This is a genomic window from Bradyrhizobium sp. 187 (assembly GCF_023101005.1).
In the GTDB taxonomy this organism is placed as follows: domain Bacteria; phylum Pseudomonadota; class Alphaproteobacteria; order Rhizobiales; family Xanthobacteraceae; genus Bradyrhizobium; species Bradyrhizobium canariense_D.
In genome coordinates, this window is sequence record NZ_CP064693.1 from 6,577,105 (window position 1) to 6,603,335 (window position 26,231).

General features: G+C 63.1%; 23 protein-coding genes, 1 tRNA gene and 1 pseudogene. 13 read left to right on the forward strand and 12 right to left on the reverse strand.

Annotated elements, in window-relative coordinates; translation table 11 throughout:
* Window positions 1-243 precede the first annotated feature (243 nt).
* Both IVB19_RS31780 and IVB19_RS31785 read right to left on the reverse strand, forming a co-directional pair.
* Window positions 244-2,139 (reverse strand): UvrD-helicase domain-containing protein, encoded by a 1,896-nt coding sequence (locus IVB19_RS31780; RefSeq protein WP_247820709.1) that lies wholly within the window; start codon window positions 2,137-2,139, stop codon window positions 244-246.
* 129 nt (window positions 2,140-2,268) lie between these two features.
* A complete protein-coding gene (locus IVB19_RS31785) occupies window positions 2,269-4,116 on the reverse strand; it encodes an ATP-dependent nuclease (protein ID WP_247820710.1) in 1,848 nt (615 codons plus the stop codon).
* 106 nt (window positions 4,117-4,222) lie between these two features.
* Between IVB19_RS31785 and IVB19_RS31790 the strand changes: the two genes are divergently transcribed.
* Window positions 4,223-4,627 carry a hypothetical protein gene (locus IVB19_RS31790; protein WP_247820711.1) on the forward strand — a complete coding sequence of 135 codons (405 nt, stop codon included), beginning with the start codon at window positions 4,223-4,225 and terminating at the stop codon, window positions 4,625-4,627.
* Between the two features lie 166 nt (window positions 4,628-4,793).
* Here the strand turns inward: IVB19_RS31790 and IVB19_RS31795 are convergent, their stop codons facing one another.
* The 3 genes from IVB19_RS31795 to IVB19_RS31805 all read right to left on the reverse strand — a co-directional run bounded on the left by IVB19_RS31795 (window position 4,794) and on the right by IVB19_RS31805 (window position 6,876).
* Window positions 4,794-5,585: a hypothetical protein gene (locus IVB19_RS31795; protein WP_247820712.1), complete on the reverse strand. Its 792-nt coding sequence runs from the start codon at window positions 5,583-5,585 to the stop codon at window positions 4,794-4,796.
* A 405-nt stretch (window positions 5,586-5,990) separates the two neighbouring features.
* Window positions 5,991-6,245, reverse strand: coding sequence for a ribbon-helix-helix domain-containing protein (locus IVB19_RS31800; RefSeq protein ID WP_247820713.1), 255 nt, complete (start codon window positions 6,243-6,245; stop codon window positions 5,991-5,993).
* Window positions 6,232-6,876 carry a hypothetical protein gene (locus IVB19_RS31805; protein ID WP_247820714.1) on the reverse strand — a complete coding sequence of 215 codons (645 nt, stop codon included), beginning with the start codon at window positions 6,874-6,876 and terminating at the stop codon, window positions 6,232-6,234. The genes IVB19_RS31800 and IVB19_RS31805 overlap by 14 nt, the downstream gene beginning before the upstream one ends.
* A 142-nt stretch (window positions 6,877-7,018) precedes the next feature.
* Between IVB19_RS31805 and IVB19_RS40825 the strand changes: the two genes are divergently transcribed.
* The 7 genes and pseudogenes from IVB19_RS40825 to IVB19_RS31840 all read left to right on the forward strand — a co-directional run.
* Complete coding sequence (locus IVB19_RS40825) at window positions 7,019-7,306, forward strand: S-4TM family putative pore-forming effector (RefSeq protein ID WP_524536774.1); 288 nt, start codon at window positions 7,019-7,021, stop codon at window positions 7,304-7,306.
* Between the two features lie 1,486 nt (window positions 7,307-8,792).
* Window positions 8,793-9,158, forward strand: a complete 366-nt coding sequence (locus IVB19_RS31815; protein ID WP_247820716.1) for a DUF2946 family protein — start codon at window positions 8,793-8,795, stop codon at window positions 9,156-9,158.
* Window positions 9,159-9,284: 126 nt separating this feature from the next.
* Window positions 9,285-11,648 carry a TonB-dependent receptor domain-containing protein gene (locus IVB19_RS31820; RefSeq protein WP_247820717.1) on the forward strand — a complete coding sequence of 788 codons (2,364 nt, stop codon included), beginning with the start codon at window positions 9,285-9,287 and terminating at the stop codon, window positions 11,646-11,648.
* 40 nt (window positions 11,649-11,688) lie between these two features.
* Window positions 11,689-12,510 carry a tonB-system energizer ExbB gene (exbB, locus tag IVB19_RS31825; RefSeq protein ID WP_247820718.1) on the forward strand — a complete coding sequence of 274 codons (822 nt, stop codon included), beginning with the start codon at window positions 11,689-11,691 and terminating at the stop codon, window positions 12,508-12,510.
* Window positions 12,511-12,513: 3 nt separating this feature from the next.
* Entirely contained in the window at window positions 12,514-12,945 is a 432-nt protein-coding gene (exbD, locus tag IVB19_RS31830; RefSeq protein WP_247368159.1) for a TonB system transport protein ExbD, read from the forward strand.
* The gene (locus IVB19_RS31835) at window positions 12,942-13,667 is read left to right on the forward strand and encodes an energy transducer TonB (protein WP_247820719.1); all 726 of its coding nucleotides are present in this window, start codon (window positions 12,942-12,944) and stop codon (window positions 13,665-13,667) included. The genes exbD and IVB19_RS31835 overlap by 4 nt, the downstream gene beginning before the upstream one ends.
* A gap of 704 nt (window positions 13,668-14,371) precedes the next feature.
* Window positions 14,372-14,485, forward strand: a pseudogene (locus IVB19_RS31840) (oxidoreductase); the annotation flags it as partial.
* A gap of 33 nt (window positions 14,486-14,518) precedes the next feature.
* On the opposite strand, the gene IVB19_RS31845 reads toward IVB19_RS31840, so the two are convergent.
* The 3 genes from IVB19_RS31845 to IVB19_RS31855 form a co-directional block, all read right to left on the reverse strand.
* Window positions 14,519-14,983, reverse strand: coding sequence for an AAA family ATPase (locus tag IVB19_RS31845; protein WP_247820720.1), 465 nt, complete (start codon window positions 14,981-14,983; stop codon window positions 14,519-14,521).
* On the reverse strand, window positions 14,983-16,260 hold the full coding sequence (locus tag IVB19_RS31850) for a metallophosphoesterase family protein (protein WP_247820721.1): 1,278 nt from the start codon (window positions 16,258-16,260) through the stop codon (window positions 14,983-14,985). Before IVB19_RS31850 ends, IVB19_RS31845 begins: the two co-directional genes overlap by 1 nt.
* A gap of 121 nt (window positions 16,261-16,381) precedes the next feature.
* On the reverse strand, window positions 16,382-16,759 hold the full coding sequence (locus tag IVB19_RS31855; protein WP_247820722.1) for a hypothetical protein: 378 nt from the start codon (window positions 16,757-16,759) through the stop codon (window positions 16,382-16,384).
* Between the two features lie 177 nt (window positions 16,760-16,936).
* Here IVB19_RS31855 and ku point away from each other — a divergent pair, with 177 nt between their 5' ends.
* Window positions 16,937-17,866, forward strand: coding sequence for a non-homologous end joining protein Ku (ku, locus tag IVB19_RS31860; RefSeq protein ID WP_247820723.1), 930 nt, complete (start codon window positions 16,937-16,939; stop codon window positions 17,864-17,866).
* Between the two features lie 483 nt (window positions 17,867-18,349).
* Here ku and IVB19_RS31865 read toward each other — a convergent pair.
* The 4 genes from IVB19_RS31865 to mnmA all read right to left on the reverse strand — a co-directional run bounded on the left by IVB19_RS31865 (window position 18,350) and on the right by mnmA (window position 21,088).
* A tRNA-Met gene (locus IVB19_RS31865) sits at window positions 18,350-18,426 on the reverse strand.
* Window positions 18,427-18,788: 362 nt separating this feature from the next.
* The gene (locus IVB19_RS31870; protein ID WP_063994841.1) at window positions 18,789-19,145 is read right to left on the reverse strand and encodes a hypothetical protein; all 357 of its coding nucleotides are present in this window, start codon (window positions 19,143-19,145) and stop codon (window positions 18,789-18,791) included.
* Between the two features lie 44 nt (window positions 19,146-19,189).
* On the reverse strand, window positions 19,190-19,828 hold the full coding sequence (locus tag IVB19_RS31875; RefSeq protein WP_018453892.1) for a class I SAM-dependent methyltransferase: 639 nt from the start codon (window positions 19,826-19,828) through the stop codon (window positions 19,190-19,192).
* A gap of 78 nt (window positions 19,829-19,906) precedes the next feature.
* Entirely contained in the window at window positions 19,907-21,088 is a 1,182-nt protein-coding gene (mnmA, locus tag IVB19_RS31880; RefSeq protein ID WP_027570436.1) for a tRNA 2-thiouridine(34) synthase MnmA, read from the reverse strand.
* Between the two features lie 348 nt (window positions 21,089-21,436).
* Here mnmA and IVB19_RS31885 point away from each other — a divergent pair, with 348 nt between their 5' ends.
* The 4 genes from IVB19_RS31885 to fliF all read left to right on the forward strand — a co-directional run bounded on the left by IVB19_RS31885 (window position 21,437) and on the right by fliF (window position 26,230).
* A complete protein-coding gene (locus tag IVB19_RS31885) occupies window positions 21,437-23,080 on the forward strand; it encodes a flagellar hook-length control protein FliK (protein WP_247820724.1) in 1,644 nt (547 codons plus the stop codon).
* A 13-nt stretch (window positions 23,081-23,093) separates the two neighbouring features.
* The gene (locus IVB19_RS31890) at window positions 23,094-23,801 is read left to right on the forward strand and encodes a flagellar hook assembly protein FlgD (RefSeq protein ID WP_085349195.1); all 708 of its coding nucleotides are present in this window, start codon (window positions 23,094-23,096) and stop codon (window positions 23,799-23,801) included.
* Window positions 23,802-24,154: 353 nt separating this feature from the next.
* On the forward strand, window positions 24,155-24,430 hold the full coding sequence (sciP, locus tag IVB19_RS31895; RefSeq protein ID WP_002714638.1) for a CtrA inhibitor SciP: 276 nt from the start codon (window positions 24,155-24,157) through the stop codon (window positions 24,428-24,430).
* A 192-nt stretch (window positions 24,431-24,622) separates the two neighbouring features.
* The gene (gene fliF / locus IVB19_RS31900; RefSeq protein WP_247820725.1) at window positions 24,623-26,230 is read left to right on the forward strand and encodes a flagellar basal-body MS-ring/collar protein FliF; all 1,608 of its coding nucleotides are present in this window, start codon (window positions 24,623-24,625) and stop codon (window positions 26,228-26,230) included.
* The last annotated feature ends 1 nt before the right edge of the window (window position 26,231 follow it).

The following is a 26,231-nucleotide window of genomic DNA, read 5'->3' on the forward strand; positions in this document are numbered from 1 at the left end:
AAGCCGATTTCGGCCGGCCCGTTCAGCGGGACCTAGGCATCGCCTCGGGTCGGCGCACCTATCCGCCGTGATCGGATGCGCCGCGAACCGGCGCCATGGAAGGCCGCTGGCGATGCACTTTGCCCACAATCCACTGGCGACCGTTCCGGCGCCGCGAAGCTCTGGTGTAGGTGAGGATGAGTGGTTCGCAACGCCCGCGCCCGATGCGCCGGGTGAATTTGATCTCTCCCACGTATCGCGCCTTTAATGCGCGATCGTCTGGACTCCCGCGCTTTTAAGAAGCGTGTAAAGCGGAGCGATTGCCGTACGCTGGCCGCGCGTGGCGCAATAGGAAAAAATGACGCGTTGTTTGGCCCGTGTGAACGCGACGAAGAATCCGCACATTTCCTCCTTGGTCTGCGACTGGAACGCAAACCATGCGCCGTCGTCGAGCCCCACGAACATTACCGTGTGGTATTCCAATCCTTTGCTCTTGTGAATCGTCATCAGCGGGACAGCATGCTCGCCTTCGTATATGTCGAGGGCCTCGCTCCACGTCGCGGCACTTCGGCATGAGGCTTCGAGGTGGAGGATGACAGCCGCAACGACATGGTCTAGCCAGTCCCCTTGTCGATAGGCCGCCGACGCCGAGACAATGTTCTGACGACCGACAAAATCGAGCAAGGTGGTGACAACGGCTACAGCGTCCGCCTGTGACGTCACGGGGGTTGGCCGCGCTGCGGCAAAATCGACCGATAACTTATCCAGCGCCGTGGCTATTTTTACGCGTGCAGCGTCATCGTCGAGCGCCAGCCCCTGAATATAACAGACCGCCTCTAGGCAATCGCTCCAATACCGCCCGGCACGAGGAGCGGTAGCGAGGCGCAGCAACGCCACGACAATCTCAGATACCGCTTCACCCAGTAACTCCTGCAACGCCACCTCGCCGATCATCTCCGCTTCGTTGCGCAGCTGCACGCCTTGCGCGGCAAAGGCCGGTTCCAGAATCTTCATATACTCGGCGGCGCGGACGCGCACGAGAACGCAGAAGTCACGCGGCTTCAAGCTGTATTCCTTCATCTCGCTGGCGACATTGGTTGCAAGATATGCGGCCTCCGCGGCAACGCTATGAAAATCCCACACTTCACAGCTGTTGCCTGCAACGGCGGCGGCGGATTGGGAGACCGGCGTGATGGTTTTTGTATCAATCGCCTGCGCCAGGATGTCTTGGATACGCACCAGATCCGGTGACGAACGATAGTTATTCTTCAGAGGCGTTCGTTGCGCCTTAAAGTCCGCCTCGTAGGGCGTGAACGGATCGTCCATCGCCATTGCAAAGCGCATGATCTGTTGCTTGTTATCACCGACGGCCGTGATGACCGTTTGAGAGCCGAGAAATATCTCCTTCACGAGGTCGTACTGAACCTGCGTCGTGTCTTGAAACTCGTCCATAAACAGATGCGAATAGGTTAGCTGCAAGGCTTGGCGAACCATGGGGTTGGTTCGGACAAGATGCGCAGCGAGACGACCGATCATCGCAAAGGTGAGGAAGCTTCGCGGGCCGCGCCGAAGCCAGGCTTCCCAAAACTGATCGGCCGCCCATGCACCCGGCGACGGCTTCGCAACGGGACGTGACGCAAGCGGGAGCGGGACCACCCACTGTTTTTCAAAGCCCTTCACCGTGATAGCCATGATATCGGCGTAGGTGCCGACTGAAGCCGGGGGCGCCAACGAACGCAGAAAGTCGCGCACGATGGGATCACGAGCTTGGGCTATTTCATAATCCGGCGTGGGACGCCACTCCGGCGGCAATGCCTGCCCGAAACGGTCTACGAGGCTTTTCGCGAAGGCGTCGATGGTAAAGGAGTCGAAGCGGTGCGCCTGTTCGGGATGACACCGGGCGGATACGCGCTTGGCGATGTTGAAGGCGGCGTCACGCTTATAACTAACTGCGAGGATCCTTTGAGGCTGCGGGGATAAACCGCACTGAAGAAGGTACGACGCGCGCTGCGCCAGCAATTCAGTTTTGCCAGATCCGGGCCCGGCGATCACGGAGCGGTTGTTGGCTGAGCGTACCACGTCGAGCGCATTTTCCTCCAGCGCGTCGATGCCGGCCGGCTTCCATTCCTCGGGCTTTATGTGCCGCCGCAGCAAGGCCATCTCAGTCTCGTTTAAGGTTATCGCTTATGTGGTTGAGCAACTTCCGGTAGGTTTCGGGCATACCGGTTTCCAGCTTCTCGTCGTCGAGGTGCGCAAAGGCACGCAGGTGGGTCGCGGGCTTGCTGTGTGTCAGGAAATGGTAGCATAGGCGGGCATGTGCACGTCGTAGCCGGGGTACGCGTTCTTATAGGCTTCAAGGCCGGGACCGGTTTCACCGAGGACAACCTTGGCGGCATTCTCCACTGTCATTTTCGGGCCGCCGCCTTTGGGGATAGCCGCCTTGTAGGCATCGGGGAACGCCGCCAGCATCGAAAGGTCGAGGTCAAGCGGTGCTGAAAAGAAAACTCCATAGGGTAGCAGCACGTCGATCCAGGCCGGGAGGTGCTGGTAGGATGTCCAGCCGTGCATTGCTTGGAACTCCTCTTCGGACAGCACTCCTCCACCGTTGGTGACCAGAAGCTTTGCTCGCGGAACACCATGCTCGATCAAGTGGCCAATCGCCGTCTTGATGCGGCCATAGCCGCCGCCATCGCGGCCAAGGTCGAGGTCAAGCAACGTCGCGAACGGAATTTCGAGCCCATTCAGCAAGCGCCAAAAGTGCTGAACATGGCGCCCACCGAGTGGCGCAATGGCAACGAAAGAGGGGTCGACAAGAAAGCCATCGGCTTCGGCAAGGCGCGGTAGCACAATCCGTTCGGAATCCCCTTCGACCAGCACGACGAAACGCGCGAAGTAGAGTTCGGGAAACGCCAGCATCGCACCGCGAACGAACTTGATCGCCTCTTCATCATTATCCGGGAGCTTCACGGCCTTCAGGGTCGTCTGGCGTGTCTTTTCGTCACAGCGGCAATAACGAACTTCCTCCGGGTTGACCCTGCTCAACACGGCCGGGGAATGACTCGTGATGAAGGCTTGCGCGGTCTCGCCCCCGATGATGGACCGCACCTGCCGAACAATTCTAGCTAGGTAGTAGGGCGACAGATGGTTTTCGGGCTCCTCGATGGCAAAGATGCTCAAGGCCGGGACGCGAAGTTCATCGGTGCGGAAGCCTTTGATTTTACCGGCGACCGCGTCCTTCTCGAGATCAAACACGGCGGCGGCCAAAGCAAAGTAGAACAGCGATTGCTGGCCGTCGCTGAGCGCGTCGAGGCCGCGTTCGATTGATGCCGGGCCTTGTTGGAAGAGAACCTGAATCCGGGCAACCACTTCTTCGAAGCGCTGGCTCGTGAGCGTTAGCGCGGGATTGGTGTCAGTCTTCTCGTCATGAAGTTCCTTCCACCGGTCGGACAGCGCGGTGCTGATGGCGCCAATCGCGGCCTCGCGGCCGAACGCGGTTGAAAGAGTCTTTGTTGCGGAATCAACCGTGTCTTTTGTTTTCTTCGACCATTCGATTGCGCGGAGCAAGCGGGCAGCGAGCGCCCCTGTGGATGCGCGGATTTGTGCTTCGGCGTCGCGGGTGGCCGGGGTGTAATAGACCTGAATGTGGCCGCGATCGAGCGGCGCGACGGTGCGCTTGTCTTCTTCAGCGATTTTGTCGCCGAGCTTGTCGACCCAATAGAGATTTTGCGTAACTTCGCCTTCGGTCGTGCCATCGTCTTCCCATTGCGCCTCAAGCCGCATGCGGCAGACTGGCGCCGCGCCCGGACCGGCAAGCTGCATATGCCGAAACGCTGGCGCGACGGTGTGGGATGTCGCCGAGCCTTTGGCGAGTTCGGGCAACGCAATAATGACATCCATCGACATCGAACGCGTCGTTCGGTCGTCAGGGGGAACGCCGGGCGGGAGATGAAAATCGGAACGCCGGACCGTGCGTTGTGCGCGCGTGACGCCAAAAAGTTTGCACAAGGCCTGCAACACCGCCGTTTTACCAGAGGCATTCGGGCCGACGATGGCAAGGAGATCGCTTCCCACCTCGATGAGGTGGGGCGCGGGCCCGAAGCACCGAAATCCGGAAATGGTGATTGATTGAAGTTGCACGGCAAAGCTCGCGGTCGTTGTGGCGGGAAACCATACATCCCTTCGCGTGAGGCGGGAACGCTTTCGAGCCGCAACGCACTGAAAACCCAAGTATTTCGTTGGATGCATGCTTTCTATCTTGTCGTCGAGCCCTGAGATCGAGTTTGTCGCCGCGTCTCTGCTTGAAGCCGCCGCTAAGGCACTCGCGATGGCGGGTGTTCCCCCGACGCTGCTTCAGCTGCAGGAGGAACGCCGGGCCGCACGCATGCGTGCCGCCAAGAGCTGGATCTCGTACATCGCGCGCGGCGCCAGCGGCAAAGGCGCCGTGGGGACGCAATCGACCGGAGAGCGTCTCATCATCGATATCGCCGGCACGCGCCTGCCCTGCGGCAAGCCAGCGCTCGAGCTACTTGATCGCTTCTCCAACACCGAGATCGAGGCCATCAGGGACGCCATGAAGGTGATGGGGCCTGACGGCTGGTACTGGCCTGTCGTCGCCGGGCCGCGTGAAGACGATGCTCCGGCGCCGTAGAGCATGACCGGTTCTGATTGGATCAGGACGGGTCATGCTCTCCGCGCCTGCAACGCCTCTCCTCGCCGAGACCAGCCGACCCCATTGGTAACCCTCCGCTTCCGGTCAGCGACAACATCTAGCGCGGCGCCTTGCACCGCCGGCAAGGTTCGAACCGATTCGGACCTCACTCGTTATCGCGACCGGGCTTGTCGCGCCGGCGACGCCCCAAGGCGCGAGCACGTTCGACGTTGCCGCAACGCGGACGACGCAATGCCGTAATGCTGATGATCCCCTCGCGTTTGCGGCCATATGCGGCGCCGGCGTAGTGGGACTGCGTGCTATCGGTCCCCTGCCCTGCGGCCGCCGCAACGTCTTCACCACCGCCCAGCGTCTTCTTGAAATCAGCGATGAGCTGATGCCGGAAGACGTAGGGCGTCAGCATGACGTTGCCGAGCTCCGGCAAGGCCCGCTTCCCGATCTTCGCCATCGCCTTGCGGACGGCATTCTTGGACTTGGTGCAGATCACGATGGTGTCGCCGGCGGCCTTGCAGCGCGCGGCCAGATAGCGGGCCGGCTCTCCGTAAGCCACGGGATCGACCCGGATCTCTGTCAGGCCCGTTCCAAACAAGCCTTCTTGGGACTTCACCGGCGCGAAGGTGATGGACAGGCAGCGCTCCTTATGGAGGGTGAGAACCACTCCGGGAGACCAGCCATGTGGACGATCGCCCGGCACCGTCTCTTCGGGACGCATCGGCGCCACCATGTGTATCGCGATCACGTCGCGATGGATGAGGTTCTTGGTGTTGACGACCTCGTTCCAGAAGCGACTGTCCCAGGCAGGATCATCCTTCAGCAGTTCGAGCACGCTTTCCTTGCTGTCCTGGCCGCGCTCGCGCGTCGCGTTGGACGAGGTATGCCAGCGCGAAGGCGGCCGTTCGAAGGGCAGGACGCCCTCTGGCGCCGGCGGCTCCAGCAACAGGATCGGCGCCAGGCGTTCGACCCCTGCCGCAGCCGGAAAATCCACCGGCGTGCCGCCATCTCGTCGCCGCGCCTGACCGCCGACAGATATTCGATTGCGCTACCCAACAGAAACTCTCGCGCGCCGAAGTACAATGACGCGCGGCGGTGGTAGTGGTGTCGAGCGCGATGTCGTCCTGCAGCGGATCGAGGCAGTTCGCATTCCACATCCGCAGAAACTCGTCCCGGTGGATTTGCGCCGTTTCGTCGCTGACGTGTCGCGCTGGAATGAGTTCGTACAAGGCTTCGGCCCGTTTCAGCACGTCTTCGCTATCCATCATCACTGCCACCTCGTTATTGTCGGCCCACTTTTGCGCACTTGTCGGCCCACCTTGTCGGCCCGTTTTGTCGGCCTGCCATCTGCTCACGGCTTCGGCGCAGACGGCGGCTCCTCGAGCACAGCCACGATCGCCTTCAAGAGCAGCGCCTGCACCGTGGTGTCGCGCGCGGCCGCCACGATCTTCAGCTCGCGCCGAAGCTCGGGCGTGACGCGGACCAGAATCCCGCAACGTTCGGCCTCGGCATCGCTGGGGGCCGCGCCGGTCCCGAAGCCTTCGTCCGAAGCATGATCGAGGCTGGCGGCGAGCGCCGCGCTCAAAGTTTCGTTAGGCGACTTCATGGATGGGTCCCTCCAGTTTCAGGTCGTTGCGAACGGCATTCCAGAGCGAGCCGAATTCTTGGGCTGCGAGGCCTTCCGGCTCGGTCTCGACAACGGTTGCGCCGCGCACCGTGGCGTAGGGCACGGTCACGCGATTGGTGATCTGGCGCCGCCAGAGGCGCGAGCCGACGTCGGCCAAGCCCTTCATCATGGTGTTCTCGGCCATGGGCTGGAGCTCGAAATTCTTGTTGGCTTCGAGAATTTCCAGCGTCGGCCGGCCCTGCATGTCCGCTCGTTTGGTCACGTTGGCCGGCCAGTACTGCATGCGATTGACGAAGTTCTGCAGGTCGGACGGGAAATACTGGTCCGGCGTGCGATCGCCGATGACGTCGAGGAACACCTGACGACGCAGGATCAGGCTGCGAATGTCGGGATGGTCGCGGTCCCTGTCGTTGCGCATGTCGATATAGGCCTGCGAGATCGCGCTCAAGAGCGGCAAGCTGCCGGTGGCTGCGGTCGACGCGGCGGCCGGCGGCGGGGCGGGAGCGGGCGCGATGGACGGGCCCACGTGCTCGACGGCGGCGAGCGCAGCGAGCGCCTCTTCGGGCACCGAGGCGAGCTTCAGGACGTCCGTCAGCGCGGAGCGCGTCAAGGCTTCTCCTCAACCGACGCGGCCCGCGTCCACGACATTCGAATCATGGTTGCCCATGGATTCAGAAGCCCGCAAACAAAGCAACTGTAATGCTAGGCCCTATGTGGCGCTATACGGACTGATCGCGACTGCACTGGACGTGATGTGGGTCGATCGCATGCAGCGCCGGCTATTGAAGGTTGCGGCAAAAATCAGCGAGGAGTTCGACTGCGCTCTTCTGAAGATGCCGTGGAATTCCTTCGTGGTCGGCAAGCGCGAGGACGCGGAAACGATCGATGCAGCCGCGCGCCGGTGGAGCGACGACGCATCGAGCACCGCGGGCTGGTATATCGGGATCACGGCGACCGCGAGGCACCCGATGGCGCGTCTGGTCTGCCTGCGGATGAACCTTCAATACGACGCTTCGCTGCGGAGGAAATACGGCACCTAGCGACGACGAAATCGCGCCGATCAGCTTGTCCGACAGGATGAGCGAATTGTAGCTGTCGTGTTCTACATGACCAAGCCGGAACGCGTCGTCACCAGTCTCGGCGAGCATCCTGCCCTCATCCGACGCGAAAACACTGCCATCATAGTTGTAGACCAGCGCGCCAAGGCCGGCGCCGGCGGGGCTGCGCAAATCAACGTAGCCGATCGGTCGGTCCGAGAGCATCCGAGTGAGAAGCAACGCCGCATAAAACTCGCGGAACGGCGTACCCTGTCGGTTGATCTCCAGAACCCGGCGCAATCCTCGTTCGTAGAACGCAAGCCACTTCTGCGCGTCGTACTTGGAGAACTGCTTCGTTTTGATCGCAAATCCGAATCTACGCTTCAACCGGTCTCCAACAATCATCACAATCGACGAGCGAAAAGCGGGAAGCGGCTCGCTCTCAGGCGAGTGCGCTTGAGGAATCGGGTGGATTGGCCGCGGCTCGTCAGGACGGCTAGACAGCAGCCGCGTATGTCTGCCGACCCCGGATTGCTACGGTCTCACCGGAGCGTGATCGTTTACGATCTGCAACTATATTGCATCCATGGATCTCCAGTACGACCCCGAGCGCGAGGCCGTCGCGGCCATGAAGCTCGAAGCCGATGGGCCGGAGCGGCAGAGATGGATCTCCGCCGCGCTGGCGTGGTCGGAAGTGACTCGTCTACGAGGGGCTGCCGAGCACAACGTGCCGGAAGGGTGGCTTACGCGGCAGCTCGTCACCGGCCCAGGGCGCAGCGCCTCTCCCCACCCCGTTCCAAGCCGCTAGGATCGCGTTCAGGGCGGAATGCGATGCCGCAACCGTCTACGACCTCAATTCCTCGCTGGTCAGGCCAGGACCACCGGCTGGGTAGGCGAGCTTGGTTATCGGGAGGCTCCGTTGGCGGGCTCTCTCGGCGCGCTGCGGGAAGTCGGCCAGGCTCGATCGGGGGCGCGCTGCGCCAGATCAAGAACGACAGGGGCGTGGCGCGTCAGGCCTCGCCGGGTCCGGAGAAGCTCGATGCAGGGGGCGTCGTGCGCGGCGCCGCCCTTGGAGTCGTACCGCTTGGCCAGATCCAGGAGACGACGCCGGGTGAACGGATCAGCCTTTTCGGCCATACCGCGGACCCGTTAGGCCAGACCTCGGTAGAACTCCTGCTCCATGACACGCCCCTAAACATCGCTGCCCAGAGTTCAGTGCTCTGCGGTCCCGGAGTCAAGAAGGCCCGCAATACTGCGTGAACCGCTACCCGGAATTCATCGGCCAGCTTGAGCTCGACGAAGCGATTAAGGCGCGCGACGGCCCGGTAGGCGGCGAAGGGCCAGATTCACTTGCGTGGCAACTGAGGTCCCTAAGTTGCCCCAAGTCCTGATCCGGCTCCGAAAGCGCTTGCCCTTTCAAGACGAGTTTCCATGGGCTAGGATAACTCGTTGGCGGCAAGTGCGCCGCGCGGATGAGAACTGGCTGAACATGCGCTGGTTTCGGGTTAGTGCCGGGCTGAATACATGGTTCGCGCTGTTCGCGCTGGCCATGAACTTTGCGCTGTCCTTTGGGCATGTTCACGTGGGCCAGGCGTCGGAGCGCGGCTCCATCGTGGACGCTCTGGCTTTGCCTGATCACGGTAAGACGCAGGGGCATTCGAACGACTCTCACCCCGACTACCTGTGCCCAATCTGCGTAGCGAGCGCGGCGCTGGCTAACGGGTTGGCCTCGACACCCCCTGCAACCTTATTGGAATTCAAGCAGGCTGCTGTTGATCGCAGGACGCCCCCGATTCGCCTCGTCGTCGCGCTTCATCGCGCGTCATTTCAGTCGCGCGGACCTCCCATTTCCTGACGCCTCTTGCCCGCTATGCCGCTGCTGGCGGAGCCTCGCCACATCGATGGCAAAGCTTCTTTCCTTTTCGGAACGGCCGCACGGCATTTGTAGCATCTCAAGCGCAGATTTGGTCAGGCGCCCGTCATGGGTCTTTCGCTTAAGTTATCGCGCCGCAAGGCGCTCGTCTCGGCATCATCAGTGGGTTTGCTCGCCCTCACCGGCGCGACAGCGTTGGCGCAGGGCAACGCGCCTCAACCAGCCGCCACAGCCGAGCCGCAAGCGCCGGACAGAACCCCTGCTCCCGCTGTTACCCCTGCGCCGCAGGAGACGCCGGAGCAGAGTGCCACGCCTACCCCGGCTGCAGCTGAGCAGGCGGGGACCGGCAAACCTCTGCCGGAACTGCGCGTCGCCGCTCCGGTGGAACGGCGGCGGTCACCCAAGCCGCCGACCCCGCAGGTCGTCGTCAGGACCCAGCCGCCTGCGCCGACCCAGGCCCAGGTGGTCACCGAGCAGAACCAGCGTTTCGATGCGGCTCGCCAGACCATCTTGGCGCCAACCGGCACGAGCCCCTATCAGATGACACAGCAGGCCATCGAAGCCCTGCCGCAAGGCGAGAATACCTCGCTTGATCGGGTTCTGTTGCAGGCACCAGGGGTGAGTCAGGACTCTGCGGCTGGCGGTGATCTGCACGTCCGCAACGAACACGCCAATGTTCAATACCGCATCAATGGCATCATGTTGCCCGATGGCGTCGGTGCGTTCGGCCAGATTCTCGACACGGGCATTGTCGGCAATCTTGCGCTGATCACCGGGGCGCTGCCGGCACAATACGGCCTGCGCACCGCCGGCGTCGTCGACATCCAGACCAAGTCGAGCGCCTTCGACAACACCGGCAAGGTCGGCATCTATGGCGGCAGCCACGGGACCATCTCGCCCTACGCCGAGTGGGGTGGTACAGTTGGCAGCACTCAGTATTTCGTCTCCGGGCGCTACTTCGGCAGCAATCTCGGCCTGGAAAATCCGATCCCCTCCAATAACGCGATCCACGATCATACGGACCAGGGTAAAGGGTTTGCCTATCTCTCCACTGTCGTCGATCCCACCACGCGGATCGTCTACATGGGTGGTGTCTCCAACAGTCGCTTCCAAATTCCGAACAATCCCGGCCAGACGCCTCAATTCACGGCCTTTGGCGTGTCCGACTTTAATTCCGCCAATCTCAACGAGAACCAGCGTGAATTCAATTCGTTCAACGTGCTGGCGCTCCAATACTCCAGCAATGGGCTGGATCTGCAGACATCTTATTTCAACCGCTATAGCAGCGTGCATTTCGTGCCAGACGTCGTCGGCGATCTCGTCTTCAACGGCGTGGCCTCGGACGTGTACCGTCGAAGCCTGACTCATGGCATTCAAACCGATGCGGGTTACCGCCTCTCAGACGCTCATACATTACACGCAGGCTTCACAGTCAGCGCTGAGAATGCCTTCGTGAGCAACGGATCGGTTCTGCTGCCGGTCGACAACACAGGCGCTCCGGTTGATGCGCCCTTCAATGTGCTCGATCAAAGCAGCAAGACCGGCTTTTTGTTCGGAACCTATATCGCCGACGAATGGAAGGTGACGAACCAGCTCACACTGAACTACGGGTTGCGGTTCGATCAGATGATGCAGTACGCCAATGCGAACCAGATCAGCCCGCGCATCAGCATGACCTACACCCCGTGGGACGGCACGGTGTTCCACGCCGGTTATGCTCGGTATTTCACGCCGCCGCAGCTCGTGCTGGCGGCACCGACCAACCTTGGCCTGGTGCAAAACACCACGCAGCAGCCGGAGGTGAACCTCGCAGATCCGGTTCGTCCCGAGCGTTCGCACTATTTCGACGTTGGCGTCACGCAGAAGCTCTTACCCGGCCTCGAAGTCGGCGTGGATGGCTACTACAAGATGGCCAGGGACCTGCTGGATGATGGGCAGTTCGGCGCTGCCTATGTGCTGACCGCGTTCAACTACGAAAAGGGCGACAATTACGGCGTAGAGCTCTCGGCGAAATACACGGACACGCATTTCCGCGCTTATGCCAACATTGCTTATGCGCGACAAATCGCGACGAACGTCGTGTCGAACCAGTTCTTGTTCGGTGCCGACGAGCTTGCCTACATCGCGAGTCATTATGTCTACACCGATCACTCGCAGTGGGTCTCGGGATCGGCGGGCGCATCGTACAAGTGGGATAATGGCACCCGTCTTTCGATGGATGTCCTTTACGGCAGCGGTCTGCGCAGCGGCTTCGCGAACACCTCCTCGCTTCCCTGGTATTCGCAGGTGAATTTCGGCGTCTCGCATGAATTCAAATGGTTCAACAACACCAAGCCGACAACCTTGCGCTTCGACATCGTCAATGTGTTCGACACGATTTACGGAATCCGAGACGGATCCGGGATCGGCGTGTTCGCCCCGCAATTCGGGCCACGCCGCGGCTTCTTCTTCGGTATTTCGCAGAAGCTTTGAGCGGGGGCGGATGCGAAACCTCAACAGATACGAGAATCAGATGCGTCACACCGATCTCAAGTCACGGACCGCAACCCAAGGCCTGGCACGCCTGCTCGCGCTCCCGAGCGCCGTCGTCCTCTTGCTCGCGACGTCGACCGCTGCGCTGGCGCAGAGTGACGCCCCAAATCCGCTGTTGCCGCGGAATCTATCGCCATGGGGCATGTTTGTGAACGCCGACGTCGTGGTGAAGGCGGTGATGATCGGGCTCGCCTTTGCTTCGCTCGTGACCTGGACGATTTGGCTCGCCAAGACCATCGAGCTGCGCTTGGCAGCCGGGAGCGTGCGGCGACGGCTAAGGATGCTGGAAAGCGGCCCGCAATTGTCCGAGGCGCTTCGCGCCTGCGACGGCGCAAGGGATGCTGTGGCGCAGCTCGTCCTTTCCACAGCGCGCGAGGCCGAACTTTCCGACTTCATCGTCGACGATGGTCTCAAGGAGCGTGTCGCGTTGCGGTTGGAACGCGTCGAGGCGGCAATGACTCGGCAGGTCTCGCGGGGCGTCGGGATCTTGGGCACCATCGGCGCGACGGCGCCTTTCGTCGGCCTATTCGGCACCGTTTGGGGGATCATGAACTCATTCATCGGCATCTCCGAGGCCCATACCACCAACCTCGCCGTGGTCGCGCCCGGCATTGCTGAGGCGCTGCTGACTACGGCGGTTGGCCTCGTCGCGGCGATCCCCGCCGTCGTCATCTACAACCATCTTGCGCGGGTGATCAGCGGCTACAAGGGCTTGCTCGGCGACGCCTCGGCGCAGCTTCTTCTCATGATCAGCCGCAGTGCGAGTTCTCCAGCGTCGATGCGGTTCCGGGCGGCGGAGTAGATCATGGCTGTTCGACTTGGCACGCGCGCGAACGACGATCTCGAGATCCATCACGAAATCAATGTCACGCCGTTCATAGACGTGATCCTGGTGTTGCTGATCATCTTCATGGTGGCGGCGCCGCTCGCAACGGTCGACATCGGCGTCAATCTGCCGGCCAGCACGGCCCCCGAACAGCCGCGGCCGGACAAGCCGGTGTTCGTGACGATCAAGTCGGATGGCACGATTGCAGTTGGGGATGCAGCCGCATCACGCGACGAGCTCGCGACTACGCTCGACACCGCGACCGGTGCGCACAAGGATGAGACGATCTTCATCCGCGCCGACAAGGCGCTCAGTTACGGCGAATTAATGGGAGTGATGAACGTCTTGCGTGATGCCGGCTATCTCAAGCTGGCGCTGGTCGGTCTGGAATCGCCGGCGCACAAGCCATGACGGTATTTGCGCTCCATCTGCCGGACAGACGCGGCCTTTCGCGCTGGAGCCTGGCTGCGATCATTGTTGCGGCCGCGCATGTGGCAATCGTCGCCTCCATTACGCTGTGGTACGCGCGCCAGCCGCGCCAGCCGGCGATCATTCCAGCCATCGCGGTCTCGCTCGCGCCGATGGAGGCCTCCTCACCCGAGGTTCAGAACCAGGATCTCGCGATCGGGCCAGCCATGCAGCAGGCCGATGCGGCGCCAAAAGAGCCGCCCAAGACCGAAGAGCAGAAGCTCGAGCAGCAAGTACAAGCGCCGCCCCCGCAGCAACAGGCTGATGTGACGCTTCCGAAATCCGAACCCAGACCTGTCGAGGAGCCCAAGCCTGAAGCGCCGCCGCCCGCTCCGGAAACCCGCGCGCCGCCGAAAAGCGAGCGCGTCGGCCAGTTCGCGCAAGCCGCTTCGAACCGCTATGATGCTCTTGTTGCCGGTCATCTGGAACGCTTCAAGCGTTATCCCGCGGCGGCACGCGGTGAGGCGGGCACGGCCGTTGTCCGCTTCGCGCTGAACCGCAAAGGTGAAGTGACGCGTGCCGAGGTAACGAGATCGTCAGGCCACACTGTGCTCGATCAGGAGGCCCTCGCGATCCTCCGTCGCGCCAGCCCGTTCCCTGGTTTTCCGTCCGAAAAACCGGGCGACCTCGAGACTTACGTCGTCCCGATCAACTTCCATCACTGAGCTTTCCTAACGAGGGGCCGAAGCGCCCGCAGGAGCGCCGGGATCCAGAATATCCGCGCGAGATGACTTCATCACGATGTTCGTTAGTTGTCGCCGCCGTAATAGCTTCGCTGGAGCCGGTAGTGCCCGCCCGTCGAGACGTACTCCTGTCGCAGGCAACTGGTGCCCTTACAATACCGTGCCCGCTCATCGCAATGCAGATATTCGAAGTGCAGCTTTATCACTCGGGAATTGTCCAAGAACGTCGCAAAATAGTGAGCGGCCTGCGTCGCATTCCCGCACATGTGCGTGAGGGCGGTTCGAACCTCAGGCGGCAGGCGATCGATACGTTCCGAGCTCCACGCAGAGTCTTGACTTCCCTGACTGCTGAAAGCAAATCCAGGTGAATGGCAGGCCGACAAGAGCAGCAGAACTGCGGCCGAGATCGGCACCGTCCGTATGTGGCGCATCCACATGTCAGCCCCCATTCAAGAGTAGCGAAGCTTGGCAAATGCACTTTTGACCAAGCTATCAGAAATGCTAAGGCGCGCCAGCGGCGTAATTGCCCGGCGCGAAACCGGCGCATGAGTTTGAGTAGTTGCTGGTCTTCCCATGGCTAGACGCTCGTGATTCAACCCCCAAACTGAGCTCTGGCGGCATCGGTTGGGCCGCTCGCTGCCGGGTCCGGACTGCGGCGCCGCTATCCGACCTCGCTCTCCACGTTCGTCAATCTGCGCGGTGTCTGGGCCTGCATGAAGCACGAATTGCAGCAAATGCGGACACAGGGAAGCGGAGCCATCGTGAATTGCTCGTCGCTAGGAGGTCTCGTCGGATTGCCGCCTGGTTGGTGGGATGTGGACGGCCCCCACTTGTCAGGATGGTAGCAGACTTTTGACCTGATCGCTTGCTATCAGATGTCCGGCCTGTTTGCGCGGACAAAGTCCGCTGGCCAAGATGGTGTTCGCTACGCAGAGGTACGCGTTGCGGTCGAGACCTCCGAGTTCTCCGAGCAGCACGGCGTCGGCGGCGGGATTGCCGGCATCGTCCAGCAGGCTGTTGTGCGGCAGCTTGAGCCGGGAAAAGCTACGGACGGTCCCGAGGATCTCGAGGTCGGCTTCGATCCGCATTGTCGGATAAGGGTGCAGAAAGTTGAACCGGCTCTGATTGTGGATGCCGTAAAACAGGTCCATGCACGCTGACAGAGCGGTGGATTTACCAGCCTCGTTGGGTCCGTAGACGATGTGCAGGTCGGGCGCGCCGACCGGGCGCTCTCCGAAATCGATGACCGCATCGGTGAACTTGCCGTAGCGTCGAAGCCCGAGCTTTCGAAAGCGCATCAGCGCACCTCCTGCGAGCTGCCTGCGGCGAGACGCGCCAGCACCTCCTCCGATCCCTCGCTGGCGAGTCGGCCGACGAGCAGGTCGAGGCCGGTGTCGTCCGGAGCCAGGCTCCGTCGACATTCTGGAGGCAACTGCGCGAGAAGGTCGCTGACGATACCGTCCGCTTCGGATCGGAAGGCCTCGGAGCCGACGATTTCGTCGCTCATTGTCCTTCGCAGCTTTTCGACGGGGTCCGCGCTCTCCGCCGAATCGACTACCGGCCGGCGGCAATCGGTATCGATCTTCTCGATCCACACGTTGCCTATCGCTTCCGCCCGGGCCTCGGCTTCGGTGCGTAGGAGATCGGCATCACGCCGGATGCTCCAGGCCATGGATGTCGCTCCGGAAACAGCAAGTCGCGCGACGAGATGATCGGATGCAGATCTGCCGGCTGCGTCTCCAAGCGCCTTATCGAGCCGAGCGGCCAAGTCGGACCACGACGTCGCCCCCGAGGCGTCGACGGCAACGCGTTCGAATTGCGCCAGCCCGACGATACGCTCGTCGAGAGTGACGGACCCGTCGTCCAGTACACTGGCTAACGTCACTGATTTGGGACCCTGCTCGCCGACGTCGCGCCCTTGCGGAATGCCCGGCATCACAACGGTGCAGGGGCCCTCAGTCGTCGAGCGCTTGTGGATGTGCCCCAACGCCCAATACCGGAAGCCCGAGCCGAGGAGTTCCGCCGTGCTGCACGGCGCGTAGACGTCATGAGGCGGCGAACCGTCCAGACTGGTGTGCATGAGTCCGATGTTGATGGCGCCGGCGACGGGCGGCCGGTACTTGGCGAGAAGGCTTTCCGGGGCCTGCGGCCTGGTGAAGCTGAGTCCATGGATCGCGATGGGTCTCTCTCCGCGATCCCGAGGGATCTCGACGGCGTCGGCCCGGCCGCCGAACAAATGGACGTTTTCGGGAAAGACGAGTTCCTTCGTTATCTTGGACAGAGCGTCGTGGTTGCCCCGGATGACGAAGACCTTGATGCCTGCCGCATCTAGGCGGCGGAGCTGCTCAGCGAGAAAGCGCGCAGTCTTCATCGAAGCCTGCTCGCCGTCATAGAGGTCGCCGGCCAGGAGCAGTGCGTTCACCTGCTCGTCGAGGCACAAGTCGACGATACGCGAAAAAACCTGCCGGCTGGCGTTGCCGACGAATTCCGCCAGTCGCGGATCGCGCAGCGCGAGCGAACGCAACGGCGAATCGAGATGGACGTCGGCTGAATGCACGAAACGGTAGGCGCCCATAGTTACAACTCACTCCGGTCGAATCAGCGAAGTCTACCGCGTCGCGGAAATCGTTATTGGGTTATCGGAGACAACCGGAGGTCGCCGTCTCGATATCCCCAGCGCTTTGTCGCGACCGCATTCATTCGAACACCGGCCAGCAGCCGTCCTCTTCGTGACGGCCCGTCCGCTGCTGGCAGGTGTCGTCCAGCAGCCGCTCGCCGACGGCCTTCCAGACCGCTGCCGGTCCGTACAGGCGGACCGCGTCGGCCTTCTGGATCTCGACCGTGCGGCCGCAGCGGGAGCACTCCACCCGTAAGACATGTTGGGGAATTTCGGACAGCCGCAGCGTCTGGATCGCAGGGCCCGGCGGCATGGGACTGGCGTCGGCCCGCGGGTCGCGCAAGACGGATTCCCAGTATTCGGGAGGCATCGGGTCGGCCGGGCCAGGCGACCGCACCCTACAGGGCTGCCTGCCGACGGCAGCGGCGAGCTTCTCCATCTGCTTCGGGTTCGGCATGCGCCAGCTTGCGGGTCGATACATGCCGCGAATAGAACATATCATGAACATATAGTCGAGTCCGCCGATGGTTGGACACCGAAAAATGGTCCCGGGGACGGCTGTCCGGTGTCGGAACCAAGCTCCCCCGTTCGTCTTGAGTCCGACCCGCCCTCGCGCTTCGGAGTACCGCGTACCATGGCCCCCCGCGCTAACTGGAAAGGCTTCCTGCGCCTTTCGCTCGTCAACTGTCCCGTCGCGCTTTATCCGGCCACGTCGGAATCCGAAAAGGTCTCGTTCAATCAACTCAATCGTAAGACCGGCCATCGCATCAAATACGCCAAGGTCGACGCCGACACCGGCGAGGAAGTCGCCAACGAGGACATCGTCAAGGGCTACAAGGTCGACACCGACACCTTCATCGAGGTGACGAAGGACGAACTCGAGAATGTGGCGCTGGAATCGACCAGGACCATCGAAATCGACGAATTCGTCGACCGCAGCGAGATCGATCCGCGCTACCTGATCCGCCCCTACTATCTGCGTCCGGACGGCAAGGTGGGACACGACGCCTTCGCCGTCATCCGCGAGACCATCCGGGAGATGAACAAGATAGCGATCGGGCGTGTCGTGCTGACTAATCGCGAGCATATCATCGCGCTCGAACCCTTCGACAAGGGCCTGATGGGAACGCTGCTGCGCTATCCCTATGAAGTGCGCGATGCCGCGGAATACTTCGACGACATACAGGACGTGAAGGTCACCAAGGACATGCTTGAGCTCGCCAGGCACATCGTGAACCAGAAGGCGGGGCACTTCGAGCCGGACAAGTTCGAGGACCAGTACGAAACCGCCCTGATCGATCTGATCAACCAGAAGCGCGCCGGCAAACCCATCGTCGCGAAGGAGCGTCCGCGGGGCGAGAACGTCGTGGATCTGATGGACGCGCTGCGCAAGAGCATCGGCGGTGGCGCGGCCCCGCCGGAATCTTCGAAAAAGCCGGCCAAGAAGGCGAAGAAGGCGACGCCCGGCCAGAAGGAGATGCTGATGCCGATCGTCGGCAAGAAGCCGGCCAAGGAGGCCGCGGCGAAGAAGTCGGCGGCCCGGTCGCAGCGGAAGTCGGCCTGACGGACCGTGCAGCATCCGGTGACGCCGGACGGTCGCTACTTCGTCGTCCGCGGCAGGCTGTGGCGGATGGCGAAACCCGGGCTCGATGAAGCGGAGCGGACCGATCTCGTCGGTCGGCTGATGAGGGCCCGTCGCGCCGTCCGCGACGCCAAACGGAGCGTCGACCTCGAGGCGGAGGCCGCCGCACACACTTGCACACTCTCGCAAGCCGGAGACGCTGTTTTTCAGGGGTTTTTGAAGGTGAAAACTGGCGGAGCGGGTTTAGAAACTGGCGGAGAGGGAGGGATTCGGACCCCCGATAGTCCGCACTTTCCGCAAGGCCTCAACCAAGTTCTCTGCTCGTCGCAGGGAGCCGCGAATGGTTAGGTCTGATCGGCGACGAGAGAATTGATCAACGGCGGTTCCGGATGTATCAATGAGATATCCCTCGAGGCGAAACATCAATCGGCCAAAATCTGGGAAATCAAGGGGTTACGCTGGAATTGGTAGCGGGAGAGGGACTCGAACCCCCGACCCCAGGATTATGATTCCCGTGCTCTAACCAGCTGAGCTACCCCGCCACAGGGTCGCGAGGGCCGAAACAAGCCGATCTCGCGAACGCGCGGCATATAAGGAAGGGGGCGGCGGGCTGTCAATCCGAGTTTGCTTCCGCTTTGGCTAAAGCTTCCGCCTCTGCCAAGGCTTCGGCGGACAAGTCGGCGGGACAAATCCGCGGGCAGGAATGGATGGGTGTGTTTTGGGGCCAAATCTCGGGCCACATTCGTCATGGCCGGGCTCGTCCCGGCCATCCACGACCTTTTCCCGCCCATCCACGACCTTGCGGGCGGTCCAACAACGTGAATGCCCGGGACAAGCCCGGGCATGACGACGAGATTGGGATGCGAAACAGGCTCCGCCTACGCCAAGGCTTCGGCGCGATAAGCTACTTCGGCCGCACCGTCGGGTCGCCGCCGGGGCTGCCGGGGGGCGGGATGACGGGCATGGCGCCGTTCGTGCTGGGCGCCGGGGCGTGCATCTCGGGATCGACGCCGGAGGGCGGGCAGAGCACGCCGTCCGATTTTGCCAATTTGTCGCCGAGCGGTTCCCGGGACTGGCCGGTGGTGGTGCCGTCGGCCGAGCGGTTCGGGCGGTCCTGCGGCGTGCAATTGGTCGCATGCTGCGGGGATGGCGGCGCGGTCGCTTGCGGCGGCGTCGCCGGGGCGGGCGGAGCCTGCGCGATCGCGCTGCCGGAGGCGGCGATCAGGAGGCTGGCCAGAATGATGTTTGATGTCGTGCGCATGGGAGGGAAACGCGCGGGTCAGCCCGCGTGTTCCGCACCCCCGATCACGATTTGAGGTAGCGGATCAGCGAAAAGTGGCCCATCGGCGGCATCGGGCGGCGCTCGGCCAGCGTCACGCCGCCGTGTTTTGCGGCCCAGTCGACCAGGCGCTGCCATGGAAATTCCGGGCGCCAGCCGAGGCGGCGGGCCAGCGGCGCAAACGCGAGCTCGGAGAGTTTGCGCAAACCTTTTTCGGCCCCGATGTGGTTGACCAGGATCAGCTCGCCGCCGGGCTTCAAGACGCGCATGAACTCGTCGAGCGTGCCTTCGGGATCGGGCACCGCGGTGATGACGTATTGTGCGACCACCGCGTCGAAGAAGTTTTCGGGGAAGGCGAGGTTCTTCGCGTCCATCACCGAGAGTACTTCGACATTGCTCAAGCGCATCGCGCGCACGCGCGATTGCGCCTTGCGCAGCATCGGCTCGGAGATGTCGACCCCGCAGATCTTCGTGGTGCGCGCATAGTCGGAGAGCGACAGCCCGGTGCCGACGCCGACGTCGAGGATGCGGCCGCCGATGCGATCGGCCTCGGCGATGGTCGACTGCCGGCCGGCGTCGAACACCTTGCCGAACACGAGATCATAGACCGGCGCCCAGCGGCCATAGGCCTTCTCGACCCCGGCCCGCGAGATGTCTGCTGCCATGCCCCCTGCCCTGCCTAGATTCTTATATTGCGCATGATCTGTTCGGAAAACCGCTGCACACTTTTCCGGATCATGCGCTTAGCCGCGGACCGCTTCTGCGAGCGGCCTCGTCGTGCTGCTTGCGGCCTTCGCGGCGGCGCTTTGAATGAAGCCGCCGCCGAGCACGCGGGCCTGGCCGCCAGGTGCGTCGTAGAACACGCAGGCCTGTCCCGGCGAAACGCCCTCTTCGCCGGCGACGAGCTCGACCTCGTAATGGCCGTTCGCGCCGCGCAGCCACGCCGGCTGGGGCGCGCGGGTCGAGCGCACGCGCACGAACATTTCGAGGCCATTGCCGATGGCGCGGTCGATGTCGCCATCGCCGATCCAGTTGACGTCGCGCAACACGATGCGGTGCATCTTCAGCGCCTCGCGCGGGCCGACGACGACGCGGCGGTTGGCGGCTTCCAGCCGCACCACGAACAGCGGCGCGGCGGCTGCGATGCCGAGGCCGCGGCGCTGGCCGATGGTGAAATTGGCGATGCCGTTGTGACGGCCGAGCACGCGGCCGTCGAGATCGACGATGTCGCCGGGGTCCATCGCGTTCGGCCGCAGGCGGGTGATGATGTCGGTGTAGCGCCCGGTCGGCACGAAGCAGATGTCCTGGCTGTCGTGCTTGTCGGCGACCGCAAGACCGAAGCGCCGCGCCAGCTCGCGCGTCTCGGGCTTGGTCATGTCGCCGAGCGGAAAGCGCAGATAATCGAGCTGCTCCTGCGTGGTCGCGAACAGGAAATAGCTCTGGTCGCGATCGGCGTCGGCGGCACACACCAGCGCGCGCGAGCCGTCGGCGCGGCGGCGCGAGGCGACGTAATGACCGGTGGCGAGCGCGGTGGCGCCGAGTTCGCGCGCGGTCTTCAAGAGGTCGCGGAACTTGACCGAGCGGTTGCACTCGATGCACGGCACCGGCGTCTCGCCGAGCGCGTAGCTGTCGGCGAAATTGTCGATGACGGATTCGCGAAAGCGGTCCTCGTAGTCGAGCACGTAATGGGGAATGCCGAGCTTGGCGGCGACGTCGCGGGCGTCGTGGATGTCCTGGCCGGCGCAGCACGCGCCCTTGCGATGGGTCGCCGCACCATGGTCATAGAGCTGCAGCGTGATGCCGACAACGTCGTAGCCTTCCGCCTTCAAAAGCGCAGCCGTCGTCGATGAATCGACGCCGCCTGACATGGCAACGACGACCCTGGTATCCTCAGGACGGCCTTCGAGATCCAGACTGTTGAGCATGGGCCTTAAAGCGTTGTGGACGGCGGCGTTGGGCGATCCGCTGGGTGCTTCCGGCGGGACAAAGGCAATCCCCGGGAACCGAGAGTTCCCGAAGGGCGCGGCCTGCCCGGTCGAAAGCGGTTGAGAGCTGTCTCTTTAATATAGGCGGCCTTCCGGTGAAGCAATCACGGACCCCGCAAGGTTTACGGCAATTCTTGCCGGGGAGGCAGAAATGGCGGGGCTTTGGGAGGCTCCGCGGCGGGGCGCGAATTCGTCAACGCATTGATTTGATTGGATAAAATTCCTACCCACTAGGGTGGCCCGCTCCTTGCTACCTCTCATGGCGAAGATGTTTCCAAGGGGTTGCCTGTGGTCGGTCGAACGTCAGATGTCGTGGCAAGCGTGCAAGTCCCAAGCGCGCAGCAAAAGCCTGCCCGGTCGCAAGCGCCGAAAGACACGTCCAACGACTCCTTTGGCTCGCTGGTGGACAGCAACACCCAGGCGATCAGCGATAGCGCGGCGTCCTCCCTGCAGGACTCCCCGCGCCGAACCGATTCATCGTCCTCCGCCTCGGACAAGAGCCCGCGCGATCGCTCGGCGACCGACCAGTCCTCGCAGAGCAAGGCCAGCGACGACGCCGACAATTCCGCGTCCGCCAAAAACGACATCAAGAACGACGCCAAGAACGACGCCAAGAACGACTCGACGGCTGATGCGGCCAAGGCTGATAGCAAGACCAAGGACAAGCCGGAGGCGTCCGACGCCAAATCGGCCGACAAATCTGCGGACAAATCCGACGAGACCAATGCGGACAAGGCCGGCGGCATCGATGGCCTCGCCGCCGCCGTCGATACCGCCGCCGCCGCGCAAGTCGACGCGACGCAGGCCGCCGTACCCGATCCGAATGCACTCGTGGTCGCCGTGCCGGTCGATTCCAACGCGGCTGCAAACCAAGCCGCCGGCTCCGCCTCCTCGCCGCTGACGATTGCCGCCGCCGGCATCGCCGCCAGCGCATCCATCGCAGCGCAGATCGCCGGCACCAAGACCGATACCGCGACGCCGGGCGACAAGAGCGCCAAGACCGCAAGCGCCAAGGTCGATGCCGACACCTCGGCGGTGCTGGCCGATGCCGCGACCGGGACCACCGATTCGACCGCGGCCGATGCCAAGACCAATGGCGGCCTGATCGCCGCCGTCGACCAGGGCACGCCAAAAACCTCGTTCAAGGCCGCAGTCACTGCGCAAGGCGCCAGCGACGTCTCCAATATCGGCCAGGACACCGGCAAGGCCAACGCCGCGCAGACCTCGGCGACGGCAGCGTCCGCCAACGCGGCGCATCCGCACGCCGACAAGCCGCCGATCGACGCGAACGCGACCGACGCCAAGGCTGGGACTTCCGACCGCACCGCCGATGCGGCACCGGCGACGGCAGCACCGCATGCCCATGCGGGCACGCAGGCCGCTGTCTCCACCACCGACACCGGCGCGCAGGCGGCCTCGGCCGTGCAGGCGTCGCTGACCAATACGACTTCGGCCGCGACCGCATCGACCGCGACGCTCACGGCGACCGCAGCCACCAATACGGCCATTCCGATCACAGGCGTGCCGATCGAAATTGCCGCCGCCGCACGCGCGGGCAAGACCCGGTTCGACATCAGCCTCGATCCGCTCGACCTCGGCCGCATCGACGTCCGCATCAATGTCGACCGCAACGGACAGGTCACCTCGCATCTCACCGTCGAGAAGCCGGAGACGCTGCAGATGCTGCGGCAGGACGCGCCGCAATTGCAGCGCGCGCTCGACGATGCCGGCCTCAAGACCGGCAGCAACGGGCTGTCCTTCAGCCTGCGCGACCAGAATTCATCGGGCCAGAACTCCGGCCAGAACAACGACAATGGCGGCAATGCCCGCCGGCTGATCGTCAGCGACGAGGACGCAGTTCCCGCGGCCCCGGTCGGGCGCAGCTACGGCCGCATGCTCGGATCGAGCAGCGGCGTCGACATCAGAGTGTGAGGAGTATTCGATCATGACCACCACGAATGCCGCCACCGCCCCATCCGTCGTCTCGGGCACGACCGACCTGCCGAAATCCTCGTCGAACCCGAGCCTGGGCTCGACCACCGGCGCGACGCTCGCCGGCAATTTCCAGACCTTCCTGACGCTGCTGACGACGCAACTGCAGAACCAGAACCCGCTCGATCCGCTCGACACCAACCAGTTCACCCAGCAGCTGGTGCAGTTCGCCGGCGTCGAGCAGCAGCTCAAGACCAACGACTCGCTGTCCCAGCTCGTCACGCTGCAGCAGACCACGCAGGCGACCCAGGCGCTGGGCTTCGTCGGCAAGACCGCCCTGGTCGACGGCACCACCGGGACCATGACGAATTCGTCGGCGACCTGGCATCTCAACGTGCCGAGCGACGCCACCGTCGACATCACCATCGCCAATGCCAGCGGCCAGACCGTGTTCACCGGCAAATACACCGCCGGCGCCGGCACCGACGTTCCATTCACCTGGAACGGCCAGGGCAATGACGGCACGCAATGGCCCGACGGCAAGTACACGATCTCGGCCACGGGCAAGGACGTCGCCAACAACAATGTCGGCATCGCCGCGCAGGTGCAGGGCACGGTGTCGTCCGTCGACCTGACCCAGTCGCCGCCGCTGCTGACCATCGACGGCGCCAGCTACACGCTGAGCCAGGTCAAGAGCATCATCGCGACGACGAGTAATTAAAGGCGGAATGCCGCTGGATATTCGGTGTCGTCCTGGCGAAACCACCGAAGTCGTTTGGTTCGACGAAGTAACCCCGAGTCGTTGTAGCGACTCCTCCCTGGGGTAATGGGTCCTGGCGTTCGCCAGGACGACAATTGAGGCTCTGCGACACCCCGCGCAGGCCTCGTTTGTTAGTAAAGTATTTACGAACACCCCCTCGGCCCGCCTGGACGTACCGTCCCGCCGGCCGAGTCGGCTGCGTTCCAGCCATTTTCAACGAGAATTGTATTGAAGCCTTAGGCTTAGCGGATTTTTAAGCCGGCGCGCGTACGGTTCCTGAGTGAGTTCAGTGGTTGAGAGTTTGTGAGTACGCCATGACAGAACCCCATCGCCCGAGGGTAAAATACGTCATCGGGCCGGACGGTAGTCCGTTGACGATTGCGGATCTGCCTGCACCCGGCACCAAACGCTGGGTCATCCGCCGCAAGGCCGAGGTCGTCGCCGCAGTCCGCGGCGGTCTTCTCTCCCTCGAGGAGGCCTGCAGCCGTTATACGCTGACGGTTGACGAATTCCTCTCCTGGCAGTTTTCGATCGACCAGCATGGTCTGGCGGGACTTCGCACCACCCGTATCCAACAATATCGCCAGTAGGCAATCCGGAAATCTGCGGCTTTTGACGAAAATCGGCCTCGCCTTGCGAGGCCGATTTTTTTCATGCTTCGTTTTGGCGCGACTTTTGTCGCAGCTCTTAACCTTCGTTAACCATATCGAAACCATCACCTAGGCAATAATTGCCCAGTCGGCCTTTCCTGTGAAAGCAGCCGAATCTGTCGGGGCGGTTGCTTGCAAGGTCTTGCGGACTTTCTGAAGGGTATCGGAGCCGCCCGGTTCGGGGCGATGATCGCGGTCACCGCCGCGCTCGTCGGCTTTTTCGCGTTCGTCATCATGCGCGTCACCACGCCGCAGATGACGACGCTGTTCACCGACCTGAGCGTCGAGGACTCCTCGGGCATCATCAAGGACCTGGAGCGCCAGGGCATCCAGTTCGAGCTGCGCAACGAGGGCACCATCATCATGGTGCCCAAGGACAAGGTCACCCGGCTGCGGATGAAGCTCGCCCAGGGCGGCCTGCCCAAGGGCGGCGGCGTCGGCTACGAGGTGTTCGACAAGTCGGATGCGCTCGGCACCACCTCTTTCGTCCAGAACATCAACCATCTCCGCGCGCTGGAAGGCGAGCTCGCCCGCACCATCCGCGCCATCGACCGCATCCAGGCCGCCCGCGTCCATTTGGTGCTGCCCGAGCGCCCGCTGTTCTCGCGCGAGGCGCCGGAGCCGTCGGCCTCGATCGTGGTGCGGGTCCGCGGCGCGCTGGAAGCCCAGCAGATCCGCGCCATCCGCCACCTCGTCGCCTCGGCCGTGAACGGGCTGAAGCCGCAGCGGGTCTCGATCGTCGACGAGACCGGGCAGCTGCTCGCCGACGGCGCCCAGACCGATCCGGACCAGCAGATCGGCGACGAGCGCCGCACCGCCTTCGAGAAGCGGATGCGCAAGCAGGTCGAGGACATCGTCTCCTCCGTGGTGGGCACGGGACGCGCCCGGGTCCAGCTCTCCGCCGATTTCGACTTCAACAAGGTCACCCAGACCTCGGACAAGTACGATCCCGAAGGCCGCGTGCTGCGCTCGAGCCAGACCCGCGAAGAGCAGAGCATGACCGCCGACAACAACGGCCAGGTCACCGTCAACAACGAGTTGCCGGGCAACCAGCAGAACGGCGGCGTCGCGGCCAAGGACCAGAGCAAGAAGAGCGAAGAGACCAACAATTACGAGATCTCCCGCACCACCAAGACCGAAGTGACCGAGGCCGGCCGGGTCAACCGCATCTCGGTCGCGGTGCTGGTCGACGGCATCTACTCCAAGAACGAGAAGGGCGATCTGGCCTACCAGGACCGCACCAAGGAGCAGCTCGACCGCATCGCCACGCTGGTGCGCTCGGCGATCGGCTTCGACCAGAAGCGCGGCGACCAGGTCGAGGTGGTCAATCTGCGCTTTGCCGATGCCCCCTCCACCCCCCCGATCGCCGAGCCGAGCGGCTTGCTCGGCATGCTCCAGTTCACCAAGGACGACGTCATGTACTTCGTCGAGCTCGGCGTGATGATGCTGCTCGGCCTGGTCGTGCTGTTCCTGGTGGTCCGGCCGCTGGTCAAGCGCATCCTGGCATCCGACGAAGTCGCAGCCGCCATCTCCGGCGCCCTCACCGGTCCGGCGAGCGACGAGGCCACGCCTGCCAGCCAGGCGCTCTTGCCGAGCGGCGCCGCGAGCGCGATCGACGTCGCCACGGTCCAGGGCCAGGTCCATGCCCAATCCGTCCATCGCGTCGGCGAACTCGCCGAGCGCAATCCCAACGAGACCGTCGCCATCATCCGCCAATGGCTGACCGAACCCACGAAATAAT

What these genes read in the sequence shown, in the direction of transcription:
- exbB (WP_247820718.1), top strand. Translation starts at nt 11,689, where the DNA reads ATGCGTCACACCGATCTCAAGTCACGGACCGCAACCCAAGGCCTGGCA.
- IVB19_RS31875 (WP_018453892.1), bottom strand. Translation starts at nt 19,828, where the DNA reads ATGGCAGCAGACATCTCGCGGGCCGGGGTCGAGAAGGCCTATGGCCGC.
- IVB19_RS31890 (WP_085349195.1), top strand. Translation starts at nt 23,094, where the DNA reads ATGACCACCACGAATGCCGCCACCGCCCCATCCGTCGTCTCGGGCACG.
- sciP (WP_002714638.1), top strand. Translation starts at nt 24,155, where the DNA reads ATGACAGAACCCCATCGCCCGAGGGTAAAATACGTCATCGGGCCGGAC.
- ku (WP_247820723.1), top strand. Translation starts at nt 16,937, where the DNA reads ATGGCCCCCCGCGCTAACTGGAAAGGCTTCCTGCGCCTTTCGCTCGTC.
- IVB19_RS31820 (WP_247820717.1), top strand. Translation starts at nt 9,285, where the DNA reads ATGGGTCTTTCGCTTAAGTTATCGCGCCGCAAGGCGCTCGTCTCGGCA.
- IVB19_RS31845 (WP_247820720.1), bottom strand. Translation starts at nt 14,983, where the DNA reads ATGCGCTTTCGAAAGCTCGGGCTTCGACGCTACGGCAAGTTCACCGAT.
- exbD (WP_247368159.1), top strand. Translation starts at nt 12,514, where the DNA reads ATGGCTGTTCGACTTGGCACGCGCGCGAACGACGATCTCGAGATCCAT.
- IVB19_RS31815 (WP_247820716.1), top strand. Translation starts at nt 8,793, where the DNA reads ATGCGCTGGTTTCGGGTTAGTGCCGGGCTGAATACATGGTTCGCGCTG.
- IVB19_RS31790 (WP_247820711.1), top strand. Translation starts at nt 4,223, where the DNA reads ATGCTTTCTATCTTGTCGTCGAGCCCTGAGATCGAGTTTGTCGCCGCG.
- IVB19_RS31800 (WP_247820713.1), bottom strand. Translation starts at nt 6,245, where the DNA reads ATGAAGTCGCCTAACGAAACTTTGAGCGCGGCGCTCGCCGCCAGCCTC.
- IVB19_RS31850 (WP_247820721.1), bottom strand. Translation starts at nt 16,260, where the DNA reads ATGGGCGCCTACCGTTTCGTGCATTCAGCCGACGTCCATCTCGATTCG.
- IVB19_RS31855 (WP_247820722.1), bottom strand. Translation starts at nt 16,759, where the DNA reads ATGCCGAACCCGAAGCAGATGGAGAAGCTCGCCGCTGCCGTCGGCAGG.
- mnmA (WP_027570436.1), bottom strand. Translation starts at nt 21,088, where the DNA reads ATGCTCAACAGTCTGGATCTCGAAGGCCGTCCTGAGGATACCAGGGTC.
- IVB19_RS31835 (WP_247820719.1), top strand. Translation starts at nt 12,942, where the DNA reads ATGACGGTATTTGCGCTCCATCTGCCGGACAGACGCGGCCTTTCGCGC.
- IVB19_RS31870 (WP_063994841.1), bottom strand. Translation starts at nt 19,145, where the DNA reads ATGCGCACGACATCAAACATCATTCTGGCCAGCCTCCTGATCGCCGCC.
- IVB19_RS40825 (WP_524536774.1), top strand. Translation starts at nt 7,019, where the DNA reads ATGTGGGTCGATCGCATGCAGCGCCGGCTATTGAAGGTTGCGGCAAAA.
- IVB19_RS31780 (WP_247820709.1), bottom strand. Translation starts at nt 2,139, where the DNA reads ATGGCCTTGCTGCGGCGGCACATAAAGCCCGAGGAATGGAAGCCGGCC.